This is a genomic window from Akkermansia muciniphila (assembly GCF_030848305.1).
GTDB lineage: Bacteria > Verrucomicrobiota > Verrucomicrobiia > Verrucomicrobiales > Akkermansiaceae > Akkermansia > Akkermansia muciniphila_A.
The window spans coordinates 1,892,091-1,906,228 of record NZ_CP114598.1; the positions used below are offsets into that span (position 1 = coordinate 1,892,091).

At 54.3% G+C, this 14,138-nt stretch carries 11 protein-coding genes and 1 pseudogene; 7 read left to right on the forward strand and 5 right to left on the reverse strand.

The genetic code is table 11. From position 1 onward, the window contains the following. Positions 1-74: 74 nt before the first annotated feature. Positions 75-686 carry a hypothetical protein gene (locus O4G22_RS08235; RefSeq protein WP_290487898.1) on the forward strand — a complete coding sequence of 204 codons (612 nt, stop codon included), beginning with the start codon at positions 75-77 and terminating at the stop codon, positions 684-686. A gap of 115 nt (positions 687-801) precedes the next feature. On the opposite strand, the gene rimO is transcribed toward O4G22_RS08235, so the two are convergent. After that, entirely contained in the window at positions 802-2,160 is a 1,359-nt protein-coding gene (gene rimO / locus O4G22_RS08240; RefSeq protein ID WP_306701500.1) for a 30S ribosomal protein S12 methylthiotransferase RimO, read from the reverse strand. Positions 2,161-2,186: 26 nt separating this feature from the next. Continuing rightward, on the reverse strand, positions 2,187-3,623 hold the full coding sequence (locus O4G22_RS08245; protein WP_300771396.1) for an NfeD family protein: 1,437 nt from the start codon (positions 3,621-3,623) through the stop codon (positions 2,187-2,189). A 154-nt stretch (positions 3,624-3,777) separates the two neighbouring features. Here O4G22_RS08245 and dnaG point away from each other — a divergent pair, with 154 nt between their 5' ends. Genes dnaG through O4G22_RS08260 form a run of 3 tightly spaced genes read left to right on the forward strand, consistent with a single transcriptional unit; the run spans position 3,778 to position 8,512 of the window. Next, positions 3,778-5,607, forward strand: coding sequence for a DNA primase (gene dnaG, locus O4G22_RS08250; protein ID WP_306701501.1), 1,830 nt, complete (start codon positions 3,778-3,780; stop codon positions 5,605-5,607). 59 nt (positions 5,608-5,666) lie between these two features. After that, entirely contained in the window at positions 5,667-7,733 is a 2,067-nt protein-coding gene (gene rpoD / locus O4G22_RS08255) for an RNA polymerase sigma factor RpoD (protein ID WP_306701502.1), read from the forward strand. 38 nt (positions 7,734-7,771) lie between these two features. Next, a complete protein-coding gene (locus tag O4G22_RS08260; RefSeq protein WP_297407198.1) occupies positions 7,772-8,512 on the forward strand; it encodes a M15 family metallopeptidase in 741 nt (246 codons plus the stop codon). Positions 8,513-8,616: 104 nt separating this feature from the next. Here the strand turns inward: O4G22_RS08260 and O4G22_RS08265 are convergent, their stop codons facing one another. Both O4G22_RS08265 and O4G22_RS08270 read right to left on the reverse strand, forming a co-directional pair. Further along, positions 8,617-10,284 (reverse strand): SGNH/GDSL hydrolase family protein, encoded by a 1,668-nt coding sequence (locus tag O4G22_RS08265; RefSeq protein ID WP_306701503.1) that lies wholly within the window; start codon positions 10,282-10,284, stop codon positions 8,617-8,619. An 89-nt stretch (positions 10,285-10,373) separates the two neighbouring features. After that, positions 10,374-11,081, reverse strand: coding sequence for a LamG-like jellyroll fold domain-containing protein (locus O4G22_RS08270; RefSeq protein WP_306713977.1), 708 nt, complete (start codon positions 11,079-11,081; stop codon positions 10,374-10,376). Positions 11,082-11,477: 396 nt separating this feature from the next. Here O4G22_RS08270 and O4G22_RS08275 point away from each other — a divergent pair. Continuing rightward, positions 11,478-12,002, forward strand: a pseudogene (locus O4G22_RS08275) (M15 family metallopeptidase); the annotation flags it as partial. A gap of 269 nt (positions 12,003-12,271) precedes the next feature. Beyond that, positions 12,272-13,387, forward strand: a complete 1,116-nt coding sequence (locus O4G22_RS08280) for a hypothetical protein (protein ID WP_295978149.1) — start codon at positions 12,272-12,274, stop codon at positions 13,385-13,387. Position 13,388: 1 nt separating this feature from the next. Here O4G22_RS08280 and O4G22_RS08285 read toward each other — a convergent pair whose 3' ends face one another. After that, a complete protein-coding gene (locus tag O4G22_RS08285) occupies positions 13,389-13,661 on the reverse strand; it encodes a hypothetical protein (protein WP_306701505.1) in 273 nt (90 codons plus the stop codon). A 12-nt stretch (positions 13,662-13,673) separates the two neighbouring features. Between O4G22_RS08285 and O4G22_RS08290 the strand changes: the two genes are divergently transcribed. After that, on the forward strand, positions 13,674-13,979 hold the full coding sequence (locus O4G22_RS08290; protein ID WP_297544935.1) for a hypothetical protein: 306 nt from the start codon (positions 13,674-13,676) through the stop codon (positions 13,977-13,979). Positions 13,980-14,138 lie beyond the last annotated feature (159 nt).

Below are 14,138 nucleotides of genomic sequence, written 5' to 3' on the forward strand. Positions count from 1 at the left end.
GAAACAGCCTCCGGCGGAAACAGGCGCAAATTCTGCTTCCATCCGTAAGCCGCGGCAATTAAGATAATCCGCAAATGAAATTGCTTTTTCCCTCTTCCGCTCTGCTGGTGCTGCTGGCCTCCTGCGGTCCGAACAAGCATGTGAATGCCTGGGACCGCCAGAGTTCCGCGTTGGATCCCGTAGGAATCACTTCCAAAAAAATGGCGGCTAAAAACAAGGCGGAACAGGCATTTTACAAGCCTGGGGAAGCCGTTACGTTCAAGAAGGACAGAATGATGGTGTTTGAGCAGAATCCGGAAAATAATTTTTCCACCAGCGGAACCGTCAGGGGTGGTGTGAAAACCGGAAAGGTGCTGGTCTGCGGGGATTTATTCGCCAAAGTTGAGTTTGAAGACGGCAGCCAGGGCTACGTGAGCCTCTCGGAGATTGTTAATCCGCAGGAAATGATGAGTTTTTATCCTGTTTCCGCCTCCGATATGATTGGCCCGGACGGTGCCTTGCTTCCTTTGCCCTCCAATATGGGAGCCGTCAGTCCGGAAGCCGCCGCCGCTTCCCGTGAGCTGGATATATCCCGGATGAATACCTCTCTGGTTCCTGTTCCGAATTCCGTTTCTCCGTCGGGAGCCGCGCCTCAGGAAGCGCCTCCGGAAAACGTTCCCCTGCCTGAATCCAGCGTGAAGCAGTAGGGCCTTTGAGGAAAAATCCGGAAAGCCGGGCGGAAAACAGGAGGCAACATATGCAGGCCTGCGCTCCGCCCGTGTTTTTGTTCCCGGTTTCTTTCTGCCGGACAAGGAAGTAATCTTATTCCGCCGTCAGTTCATACGCAACGGCATCCGTTACGGTGACGGTGGCGAATTGTCCGACGGGCAGCGTCAGAGGAACGGAAACGGTTCCGTCGATGTCCGGAGCATCCCATTCCGTCCTGGCGACTCCGGGAGCATCCACCAGCACGCGGATTTGTCTGCCGATTTGCTCCTGGCCCGTTTCCGAGGCGAGACGCGCCAGCAACATGGTTGCTTCATTGTAGCGGCGCGCCTTGGTGCGGTGGTGCACCTGGTTGGGCATCTTGTAGGCTTTTGTCCCTTCCTCCCGTGAGAAGGTGAATATGCCGGCGCGTTCAAAACGGAATTCCTCGATAAACTCCATCAGCTCCTGATGGTCTTCTTCCGTTTCTCCGGGGAATCCGGTGATGAAGGTGGTGCGGATGGCGATGCCCGGAACGGCTTTCCGGATCTTCCGGAGCAAGGTGCGGATATAGTCTCCGTCCGTTACGCGCTGCATGGCGTCCAGCATGTTATCGGAAATGTGCTGGAGGGGGATGTCTACATAGCGGGCCACTTTGGGGCATTCCGCGATGGCTGCGGTCAGTTCGTCGCTCCAGTGGGCGGGGTGGGTGTAAAGCAGCCTGATCCAGAATTCCCCCTCAATGGCGTTCAGGGCGCGGAGCAGGGAGGCCAGGGACTCTCCGCGGGAGGAATCGACCGCGCTGCGGCGGTTGGGGCGTTCGTCCGTCCATTTATCCATGCCGTAATAGGTGATGTCCTGCGCGATGAGGCAGATTTCCTTCACGCCGAACCGGATAAGGGCTTCCGCTTCACGCACCACGTCCTGCTGGGAACGGCTGCGGTGGCGTCCGCGGATCATGGGAATAATGCAGTAGGCGCAGCCGTGGTTGCAGCCTTCCGCTATCTTGATGTAGGCCGTGTGCGGCGGGGTAAGGCGGTAGCGCGGCGTGTTCCAGTCAGGAACGTACCTGCATTTCCCTTCAATGAAATTCCGGTCCTGTATGGTCCGGTTCATCACTTGAGTGATGATTTCCGGCAGTTTGGTGATTTGGTCCGGACCGATAAAGGCGTCCACCTCCGGCAGCAGGGCGGGCAGTTCCTTCCGGAAACGCTGGGACAGGCAGCCCGCCACGATGAGTTTCTGGTTTTCCGGATAAGCCCCGTTTTCCCGGGCGCGCACGATGTCCAGAATGGCGTCGATGGCTTCCTGCTTGGCCTGGTCAATGAAAGCGCAGGTATTGACTACCATTACATCCGCAAGTTCCGGTTCCGGAGTCATGGTCATGCCGGCTGTTTGCAGGTGGCCGATCATGATTTCAGAGTCAACCAGATTCTTGGGACAGCCCAGGGAAATGAGTCCAACGGTGAGAGGCATGGCAGTGAGTAGGAAGCGTGATGGCGTCAATCCCCGGAGGGGGAGTCGTCCTTGACGACGACGAGGTCGAATGGACGGATGTCCACGACGCGCACAGGGGTACCCTTAATCAGTATGCCTTGTCGAGAGAAAACCTCGCATATTTCGCCATGAATCATGGCTTTTCCGTTAGGTTTCAGCTCCGTGACGGCGTTCCCGCGGTCTCCTACCTGAACGCGCGCAATGTTGACCGCCTCGCCGGCGGAACCTCCGCTGACTGTGGCGTTGGTGACGCGGCGCATCAGGACGGAATCCGGGAGGTATTTCATCAGCAGGGCAATCAGGAGGGAGCCTCCGGTCAGGCCCAGGGCCAGTTTCAGGAGGGGGATGCCCAGGACTGCCGCCAAGGTGTTGACGTCATCCCACTGTCCGTCCCGGATGATGTGGTCCCATTCCCAGGAGCTGACCATGCCGCCGAACAGGGCCAGAAAAATGCAGACGCCGCCCGCAATGGCCGCAATGAACGTGCCCGGGATAACGAAGAATTCCACGCAAAGAAGGACTATGCCCAGAACGAGCAGGGCCGCCGTCTCATAGCCGGCCAGATTCCCGGCAATGTTGTTGCCGAAGAAGAACAGGGCAAACGCGGCAATGGCCACAACGCCGCCGATGCCGAATCCCGGCGTTTTGAATTCCATGTAAATGCCGCCGATGCCCAGTAGGATCAGGATGGGGGAAGCCCACGCAATCCACAGGCCGATGCGCTCAAAGGCCGTAGGTTCCGCCGTGACCACAGGGGCATTCACTTTCTCCTGGGCCAGCAGGTCCGTGACGGAGGAGGCTGTGCCCTGGGCCAGCAGGGGCCTGCCGTCTTCCAGCCGCGCGGCGGCTTCCTTGCCCGTCAGGGTCAGGAGGGCGCCTTTTTCCAGTTTGACGGGGCCGAACTGCTGTTCCTGGTCGGACGGGATCATCATGGCTTTCACCACTTCCGGGCGGTAACCCTTTTCCGTCACGACGGAGCGGGTAAAGGCCCAGAAGGCGCTTTCCGCTTTCTTGCGCATGACGGGGTCCATTTCCTCTCCGGATGAAGTGATGATGCCGGCCGCCCCTATGGAGGAGACGGGCGCCATGTAAATTTTATCGCACGCCGCGGAGATGAGCGCCCCGGCGGACATGGCCCTGGGGTTCACGTAGGCGTAGGTGGGAATGGTGAGCGGCTGGATGCTTTTCATCATCATCTCGCTGGTTTCCCAGGCCAGGCCCCCGGGCGTGTTCAAGTCGAATATTACCGCGCGCGCCTGTTCCTCTTGCGCCCTCTTCAGGATGCGGTTCATGAAACCGAAGCTCTGTTTGCTGGTCAGGGAGTCTTCCCCCACGGGGATGACGACTACCCTGTCGCGGAAGGTTTCCTCCGCGGCCGCCCGGAAGGGGTAGCCGGCAAACAGGGCCAGCAGAGCCAGCAACAGAAGGTGAATGCGCTTCATAAGGGTAGGCTAGCATGTTCCATTCCCGCGCTCAATGGGGAAATGCGTTCCTCCGGGGCGGGAGGCCATTGGCGCTGCGCCATTTTTCCCGGCCTGCCTGCGGAGGCGTCGTTTTTCCGCGCATGGCGTTCCGATTCTGTCTTCTTGTACACCCGTGCCCCCTGTGATAGACTGGTTCCGCCTTATGGGAAGGATTGATGAAGACAGCATCCGGCGCGTTCTGGAGGCCACTGACATTGTAGATGTAGTAGGGGCCTATCTTCCCCTGAAAAGGGCCGGTTCCCGGTGGAAAGCGTGCTGTCCGTTCCACAATGAAAAGACGCCTTCCTTTATTGTGGACCAGAGTCGGCAGAATTTCAAATGCTTTGGTTGCGGGGAAGGCGGGTCCGCCATCACTTTTGTAATGAAGATGGAGAACCTGGGGTTTGCGGATACCGTGCGAAGGCTGGCGGAAAAAGCCGGAATCTCCATTGTGGAGGAAGTTTATGACGCGGCGGAGGAAAAGCGGCGCAAGGCACGCACGGCGTTGCTGGTGGCCCACAAGAAAGCAGCTGGGTTTTTCCACAGGCTCCTGCTTTGTTCCCCGAAGGCGGCGGAGGCCAGGGCTTACCTGAATTCCCGCGGATACGGGGCGGACATGGCGAAACGCTGGCAGGTGGGATGGGCGCCTGACTCCTCGTGGGAGTTTCTGGCCTGGGCCCGCAGAGAGGGGATTCCGGACCAGGTGCTGATTGATTCCGGTCTCGCCAACCGCGGAGAACGGGGAGATCTGTACGCCCGCTTCCGGGACAGGCTGATGTTCCCCATCAACAATGTGTACGGAGAATGTGTGGCGTTTTCCGGCCGTATTCTGCGGCCTCAGGAAAACGCAGGCAAGTACGTTAATTCCCCGGAGACGGCCATTTTCAAAAAGGGGGATGTGGTGTTTGCCCTGGACAAGGCGCGCGGTCCAATGGGAAAAAGCGGCAAAGCCCTGTTGTGCGAAGGGCAGATTGACGTCATTGCCTGCCATGAGGCAGGGATTTCTTTTGCCGTAGCGCCTTTGGGGACGGCGTTTACTCCGGAGCATGCCAGGATTCTTTCACGCTATGCTTCGCGGATAGTGTTGTGTTTTGACGCGGATAAGGCGGGCATGGCTGCGGCGGACCGGGCATTCCGTGAACTGGCCCCCTTCGGCAAGGATATTTACCTGGTGAACCTTCCTGCCGGGGACGATCCGGATTCTTTCATGAAGAGGGAAGGGAAAGAGGCTTTTTCCGGGATGGTGGAGCAGGCCCGTTCCTTCTTTGAGGTCCGCATGGAACGGGCCAGGGAGAGCGGCTTGTTGGATGACGCGGCTTCCAGCGCCGCTTTTGCCCGTGAGATGACGGCCTTGCTGGCCTGCATGAGCGATCCGGTGGCCCGGGACCTGGCTACGGCTGACATGGCCACGCGCATGCGCATGGCTGCGGATAATTTGCGCGGCGCCGTCAGAATGGCCGGACGCCGGAAGGGGCAGGAACAGGCCCAGTCCGCAGAACGCAAGATGGCTGCGGAGGTTCCGCATCAGCCTCCTGTAAAGATGGATCGCGCCGTGGCCGTGCTTTGTGAACTGGCCATTCAGAATTCCCGTGCGCAGGGGCTTATCGTGGACCGCATTGAAGAATTGCTGGAGCCGATGCGGCTGCTGCAGGGCGGAGGCATCTTAAAGAAAATTCTGGCCAGGCTGCCTTCTCCGGACAGCCCCGCGGCCGTTCAGGCTTTTCTGGCGTCCCTGCCTCAGCCGGAACGGGACGCCCTGGGCATGCTGAATCTGGAACCTATCCCCATTCCCGATGTGGACAGGAGCGTACAGGAAGCCTGCTCCGGCATTGCGAAGGCCGCTTTGGAGAGGCACATCGCCTCCCTGATGGCGGAACTGGCGGATCCCTCCACGGATGCTGCCAGAAGGCTGGAATTATCCAAACTTAGTGTTGACTTGAAGCGTTTGCTGGGTACAATGTAACGCCTCAATACCTCCGGGTGTTGATATAATGGTGAATTGTGCCCTCTTCTTTTCAAGATATGTCCAAATCCGGTGACCCATCCCCCTCTTCTCCCAAGAAGACTTCCGCCAACAAAAAAGCTTCTGAATCCAAGGAAAAAATAGCGGCCCGGCCTGCCGCAAAAAATTCCAAAACCGCTCCCAAGGCGGCTCCTGTCAAAAAAAGCTCCGCCAAGGCTGCCGCTCCGGTTGCGGAAAAGGCCGCTGCCAAGCCCGTTGCGGAAAAAAAGGCCCCGGCAAAGAAAGCGTCTCCGGCTTCTGCCTCCAGGAAGGCGGCGCCGGCCGCCAAAAAGGCTCCGGCAAAGGCGCCTGAAGCAGTTCCCGCCAAGAAAGCTCCAGCCAAGGCTGCGGAGAAGAAGCCGGTGGAGAAGAAGACTGCCAAACCTGCCGCGAAGGAGGAAGCTCCCAAAAAGCTGAGCGAAATTCTGGAAGAGGAACGCAAGAGGGCTGCCAGCCGCAAGATCACGAATCCGATTGACGCTCCGGAGATTCAGGAAAAAATCCGTGAACTTATCAAGCTCGCCAAGGAACAGGGGTATCTGACTTTTGACGACATTAATGACTCCCTTCCCAACGACATCGTTGATCAGCAGGATTACGAGGCCATCATGGACCGCCTGCGCAGCATGGCGTTTGACATCATTGACGCGTCCGACGTGGACAGCTACACGGACCGCACCCGCATCAGCACGGAAGAAGAGGATGAAGAGGAAAAGCTCGAAGCCAAGATGGACATTCTGGATGATCCCGTCCGCATGTACCTGAAGCAAATGGGCCAGGTTTCCCTGCTTACCCGTGAAGAGGAAGTAGCCATTTCCAAGAGAATTGAGGACGCGGAACAGAACGTCCAGCGCTGCGTGCACCGCTTCGGTTTCATTGCGAATGCTTATCTGGACGTAGCCTATCGCCTGCTCGACAATGAGGAACGCTTTGACCGCGTTATCCTTGACAAAAAGATAGACTCCCGCGAGCGCTACATGAAAGGGCTGGCCCAGCTCTGCGCCCAGATACAGCAGACCCATCAGGACGCCTCCGGTTCCTTCCGCAAGCTGTACCGCAGCAAGGAGGCTGCCAAGTCCGTCAAGGCCCGCCAGGCCGAGTTTGACAAGGTTGCCGGCGCTTTGGTGAAGTTTTTCGGCCGCCTGTATTTCAAGCACAAGGTGATTGAGGATTTCTGTTCCATGATTGACGAAGCCCGCGACCGCGTGCTCCGCATGCAGAAGAAGGTTGCCCTGGATCCGGACAACAAGGAACTCAAGGAACATCTGGCAGAGCTGGAGCTTCGCATGTGGATGACTGCGGATGAGATGGGAGAAGCCTACCAGGAACTCCGCAAATGGCTGCGTGAAGCCCGCAGGGCCAAGGATGAAATGGTGGAGGCCAACTTGCGCCTGGTTATTTCCATTGCCAAAAAATATACCAACCGCGGCCTCTCCTTCCTGGATCTCATTCAGGAAGGCAACATGGGCCTGATGAAGGCGGTGGAAAAATTTGAATACCGTCGCGGCTACAAATTCTCCACCTATGCCACCTGGTGGATTCGGCAGGCCATCACCCGTTCCATTGCGGACCAGGCCCGCACCATCCGCATTCCCGTGCACATGATTGAAACCATCAACAAATTGATGCGCGTGCAAAAGCAGCTGGTGCAGGAGTACGGGAGGGAACCCACGCCGGAAGAAATCGCGGAAGAAATCCATCTGCCTGTGGAACGCGTGCGTTCCGTGTTGAAAATGGCCCAGCAGCCTATTTCCCTGCAAGCCCCCGTGGGGGATTCCGACGATACTTCCTTTGGTGACTTTATTGAAGACAAGGCGGCGGAGAATCCCATGGAGGAAGCTTCCTTCTCTTTCCTGAAAGAAAAAATCAAGGATGTTCTGGACACCCTCACGGACCGTGAACGCGAAGTCATTGAACAGCGCTTCGGTCTCCGGGACGGCAGTCCCCGCACTCTGGAGGAAGTGGGCCGCCAGTTTAGCGTCACCCGCGAACGCATTCGCCAGATTGAAGCCAAAGCCCTCCGCAAGCTGCGCCATCCTACGCGCATCAGCAAGATCAAGGGATTCCTGGAAATGACGGAATCCTGACCGGATTTGCGCCGCATGCCGTGCTACGCTTCGTGGTCATGAAGACTTGCGTAGCTGCGGCATGCGGCATGTTTTTGTTACTGGTTTCCTGTTCCGGCAGCAGGGAATTCAAACCGGCGTTCAATCAGCCCCTTCAGCCCGTGATGCAGCCGGGCTTTGTGTATGTGGACCAGGTGGCTCCCCTGGTGAAGACTGATTTGAAATATGCAGGATATGACAATTTTGTAGGGCGTCCGCTGGACGGCTACCACGGCCGGCGCGCCATCCTGCGCATCCAGGCGGCGCAGGCGTTGAAAAAAGTCTCGGAAGATTTGTACAGGCAGGGTTACCTGCTGGAAATTGATGACGCCTACCGTCCCCATACCGCCGTGCTGGACATTTGCAAATGGGGAGCTGACGACGGGGATCAAAAGATGAAGTCCCGGTATTATCCCCATATTGACAAGGCCAAGGTGTTCGGAGACCACTATGTGCGCGATTTCTCGGAACATTCCCGGGGCGTGGCTGTGGATGTCTCCCTACTGTACGCCAGGACTGGCAAACCGGTGGACATGGGCGGCCATCATGACCTGCTGGATCCCAGTTCCGCCACGGACTCCACATTAGTGACTCCGTCCCAGCGCCGGAACAGGATGATTCTGAAAAAAGCTTTTGAAAAACAGGGGTTTGCCAATTATGCCCCGGAATGGTGGCATTACCGCCTGTTGAATGAGCCTGAACCTGCCCTGCATTATTACTTTCCCGTGTGGGACGGCATGGCTTCCGCAGGCCAACCGTAACATTTTCTGTTGCGAATGCGTCTTCCTCCTCTCTCCATTCCGGCGGGAGGAAGAGACTCCATGCGGGAAGATGAATTTCTACTCCTGGAAATAGCAGGGTGTTTTTAATGACAAACCGCCCTGCGGCGTTTCCAGATCAGGAATGCCATGCCGACTATTCCCAAAGAGGCAGAGGCCGGTTCCGGAATGGGGGCAAAGGCTGTTCCCATTTCCAGTGAAACGCCGTAGATGTTGGCATGGGTGGATTCGGAAGAAGTTCTTTTGGCCAACAGGATATCATTCTGGTAGTAATTGCCCAGGGTGGGGGTTCTGTTTTCCCCGATCAGCTGGCCGTCCAGCCATATCTGGAACAGGCCTTTGGAGCCGTCTTCCGTAGCGCCGCTGATGACAATCCTGAGATCATGAATTCCCTGGGTCATGAAGTGGCTGTTAGCGTCATCGTATGCGGCGCCATAAAGCAGAGTGCCGCTGGAGCCGTTGCCCCAGTAGATGCCGTCTTCCCCAATGGCCAGAAGTCCGGCCCCGTACAGTCCGTCTCCTAGGAATACTGTCAGGAAGTTGCTGCCGGGCGTCACTTCATCATGAACCATGCTCAGCTGAATGGAAAGGGTGATGGTTCGCGCTTCTCCGGCCGTATTTGCCGGCAGGGCCAACCGGAGCCAGTCAGAGGTGTTCTGAGGGGAGGAGAAGGAGAGGGTGGAGCCGTTGCTGCTCCACAGGTTGTCTGCTCCGGAGGATGCGTGTGTAAACGTGCCGAGAACGGCGCCAGAGGCGTTCTTGACTACGGGAGACGTTGTGGAGAGATCCGCGTGAAAGGTCAGATTTGCCCCGGAGCGTCTTTCAAGCCCCATGGTGCGTTGCCCCACGCCCAGAACGCGGGCGATGTTGCCGGCTACGATCAATTCCCCCTGCGCATTGGGATGCGCACCCCGGATGGTATCAATCATCGCTCCGTTGCTGGCGTAAAACCCCTGGGAAACGTCCGCGTACTGAACGCTGGATGTTGCGGTGGACCATCCGGAAACGGCTTGTTGAAGAAGGTTGTTATAGTTTGAAACGTTATTTACTCCCGCGCCAAGGGCTCCGTTGTTGCTGCCAACTGGCAGACAACCCATCACCACCACGTTCATATCCGGGTTGTATTCCTGGAGAGTGGTGACGATTCGTTGGATATTTTCCACGATTTGTTCATGAGTCTGGGCATATCCTTTCTGGCTCATGTCATAGAGATCGTTAATGCCTATCATGATGCAGGCGGTGGAAGCTTTGACGTCTCCGTACAGGGACTGGTAAGTGTCTCCCGTGTAGGTAACCAGCGAAGTGCCGTCATAAAACTGTTCGGAGGACTGGGTAAAGGGATTTTCAAGCCCCAGTTTAACAGAGAGCGGCCCCCTGTTTTTTTCAGGCATTACTGTTCCGGGATCCTGCCGGTACATGGCGTTAGCTTCATGGCCCGCGTATTGGTAGGAGCGCCCGCTGGCGGCGGATTCCGAGACATTGGAGAATTGTACGCCCATGTAGTCCGGCGTTTGGGATGAGACGTCCGTTCCCATGGCTGCTCCTTGCGTCGTCCCCATGGGGTTGTAACGGATTCCGTTGTCTACGAAGTTTTTAAACAGGGAATAACGGTAACTGGCGACTTTCCCGGCAAGAAAACTTCCTCCTTGGGTAATGGAATCGCCAATAAAAATGACGCCGCCCGGATCTGCGGCCGCGGCTGTTGAAAATATTCCGGAAGCAATGCAGGAAAGGAGGAAGAGAGAACGTTTCATGGTAAAACTTAAAAGAAAAAGAGAAAAACAGCCTTGGCTGGGCCAAGGCTGGAAATTAAAGATGAAGAGGATTTGTTTCCTTGTCCGGTTTAGGCCCGGCGGCGTCTGTTGAAGCACAGGATACCCAGTCCTAGCAGACCAAGGGTGGCCGTTGCCGGTTCCGGAACAATTTCAGCGTAGAAGTCGGCTACTTCCTCCGCTGTCAGCCTGGTATCATGAAGATACAGATTATGCAGCGTGAAGGAGGTTCCCTGGTTCCCGGAGCTGTTGTTGCCGATGCAGTACTGATTGGTATTCAGGCTCGACCCATAAAGGCCCGAAATAAACGCCTCCTCTTGGCCGTTAATGTAGAGCAATGTTCCATTCTGCCCGTTTTTTGTTCCCATGGTCACCGTCAGGGTGAAGGTCCCTTCCGGAATGCTGATGGCCCGGTTATTCGCGTTGCTCCACTGGACATTGTTCCACATGCCCGTCATTTTTGACTGGTCGCTGGAGCTGAGGCATAATCCCCATGTATTTGACGAAGTAAACAAGGCGTTCAGCGTATTGCCGGAGTTTCCTCCGGGCTGAAGGCCGGAGATGGTCATGGTCAGGGTTTGATTATTGGCAGCGAATGAAGAACCGTCGCTTTTCTTCAGATAAAGAACATCGGCTCCGTTTTGAAAAATGGCAGTGCCGTTTTCAAACAAAGGGTTAACAGCACTGTTGTTCAAGAACGCCCAATCCCCGGATGTCTGAGAGATTCCAGTCAGGGAATCAAAGGAGGCGACGAGCTCCGCATTTGCAACAGTAACCATCACGGCTGAAAATAAGACGGAGAAGATGTTGTTTTTTCTCATAACGGCGCGCTTTGTATCGGATTTAGAATCCGCGGTCAAGCTCTTAGTTTGAAGGGAAAGGATTTAAGAACAAATCCCGATGTTTTCCGAAGGGCTCCATGCCGGAGACGAAAACCTCTCAGCTTTTCATGTGAAGAAGAAGATTCCAGGGGAAGGAAAGAGCCATTTTTGTTATTTGTATCTTTTTGAAATACATAAATAATTTGCTTTCAATAATTTATTATCATCGCATTTATAATGAACGCACATTGCCTTTCAGAGAAGAAACGCTTTCTCCCCTGAAAATTTTTTACTATTAATGAAACCGCGGATTCTAAACCCGCGTAAGAAAAAGGATAAGACGGCTACCACGGCCGGCGCGCCATCCTGCGCATCCAGGCGACGCAGACGTTGAAAAAAGTCTCGGAAGATTTGTACAGGCAGGGTTACCTGCTGGAAATTGATGACGCCTACCGTCCCCATACCGCCGTGCTGGACATTTGCAAATGGGGAGCTGACGACGGGGATCAAAAGATGAAGTCCCGGTATTATCCCCATATTGACAAGGCCAAGGTGTTCGGAGACCACTATGTGCGCGATTTCTCGGAACATTCCCGGGGCGTGGCTGTGGATGTCTCCCTACTGTACGCCAGGACTGGCAAACCGGTGGACATGGGCGGCCATCATGACCTGCTGGATCCCAGTTCCGCCACGGACTCCACATTAGTGACTCCGTCCCAGCGCCGGAACAGGATGATTCTGAAAAAGGCTTTTGAAAAACAGGGTTTTGCCAATTATGCCCCGGAATGGTGGCATTACCGCCTGTTGAATGAGCCTGAACCTGCCCTGCATTATTACTTTCCCGTGTGGGACGGCGTGACTTCCGCGGTCAGGACATAAAAGAATTTTACACATCAATTTTTTTGTAAAAATTTGTTAGTTAGTTGATAGAATGATATTTTTTATATTTTGTGAAGGTTTTGTCCATGAGAATTTTCGTTCCAAGACAGAATGTGCCATTTCAGGGAATGAGCTCATAACGTGATACATTTCTTTGTTGAACGATAGAATGGTCGTATATCTCTGTAACGGGCTGTTCTTCATTTTTTATTAAAATGGGGAAAAGTTTCTGCGTTACAAAAAGTTAAAACATAACATAGAATAATATCATGTCAACTACAGTTGAATCCATTACTATTCCTTTCATTAAAATGAAAGAAAAGGAGGCCAAACCTGTTCCCGGCTATTTCATCTATGAAGATGAAACGGGAAATTCGCTTATGACCGCCCCTGTGCTAATTCCTATCAAGCAAAATGTCGAAGATCGTACTGAAACTTGGAAAGGTTATATTAAAGTAGAGAAATCTGAACGACATTATTTTCGTATCGACGGAGACGATATTTTGACCCTCAACATTCCTCATGCCAATGTTGATATCACAACTGGGGGAGGTTCTCTTTCCACCCAGACGGCAGAAGCCGTGCTGGAACGCGGTTTCTATTATTGCGAGTTGGTTTACCGTAATAATGCCTATACACCGACGGATAAGTCCTATGAAGGCTGCATCGCCATCATGAGTACCACGGGAATGCCGCCGGAAGGCAAGTATGTGAAGTACGATACCACCAAATCCGAACTTGCTTCAGGAACACCTATGACACTTCTGAAACTTGGAGAAGGATGCCGTATTGACTGGCCAGAACAAGCCGTACCTCTCGCTTATCCCATCACATGGTATGAATTGCGGCAAGATTCCAATGCTGTCCGATACCGTTACAATACGGGAACCATTTCTGAAATAACCGTTGATGAATTCAATGCAATGGCGCGAGTCATCTATGCGGAAGCCGATACGAAGGGTGCAGAAATGAAGGCTATTGCATCGGTGATGTTGAATCGTCTCGGCAACACGAAAGGGAATGCCTATCGAAATCCATTGTTGAGTATGTTGACGGAATTTGGCGAAATCAAAGACGGTAAGAATCCTAATTGGGCCTCTGTAACAGATCAGCAATATGCCAAGGTTGAAGGGGAGAAGTACAGGGATATTGACAGGCTGAGCTGTGAAAAACTGGAAGAAGCCAGAAAGGCGCTTCTTGAGGTTCTGAGCGGCGGCGTAACCGTTCCTTATGATGGATTTAGAACGGCAGGTACTACTCCCAAGCCTCATGTTACTATTGGAGGAACTGACTTTTTGACTGAAAAACAGTACCGGACCTGCACCGTCAAACCAGACGGATGGGATAATTTGTCTGTCTGGCCCGGTGGCCCTTTGGATAGATAAATCATTCTGAAGCATCATCAGGCGGATCAGGTGATTGAGACTTGATCCGTCTTTTTGATGAAGTAATATCTGGAAGATGAATGCCTCCTTGAAAACGTTTTTTTTCTCTTGCTGCACGGTTCCCCTTGTTGTGGCTTCTGACGCGCCTTCTCCTCTTGTCGATCATCCTCCGGTGGATGGCGCCGCCTTGCGTTTTCACAAGCAGGAGATGGCTTTTCTGGAAAACTGTTTCCGGGAGAATCCGGATAACAAAGTAATCTGGCAGGCGGACCATGAAGCCGCTTTAGTGTGGAGAACGCCCAGGGGCGCCAATTTCAACAGTTATGAATTTAAAGCCTTTCTGCGCCAGCAGGACGGTTCATTCAGAGAAATAGGAAGATATTCTGTTATGTCCGGTTATGGATATTGGGATGAAAAAAATATCCAGTTTTCCAATGAAGGTTTTAAGATTATTTTAATTGCGGATGGAGGGGCAACCCGTGCAAGCCATCAGTTCCATTATTCCCAACCTGCCGCTGTCTTTGTTTTCCGGTTGGGCCGTGAAGAGGGCAAATGTTCCAGCGAGGACGTGAGGATGAATAATGATTGTTGATTTCCAAACCGGTTTGTCCGTAATATAGGAGAGGAAAAGCGCAGTTTGGTCAATTCCTGGCTATTCCTTGACGAAGAGTTTTTTTGTTGCGGGCGTTTTGGCCGCCCGTATTTTTAATTAAAAGGCCGTTCCGCGGAAAAGGCGGAACGGCCTGAAAAG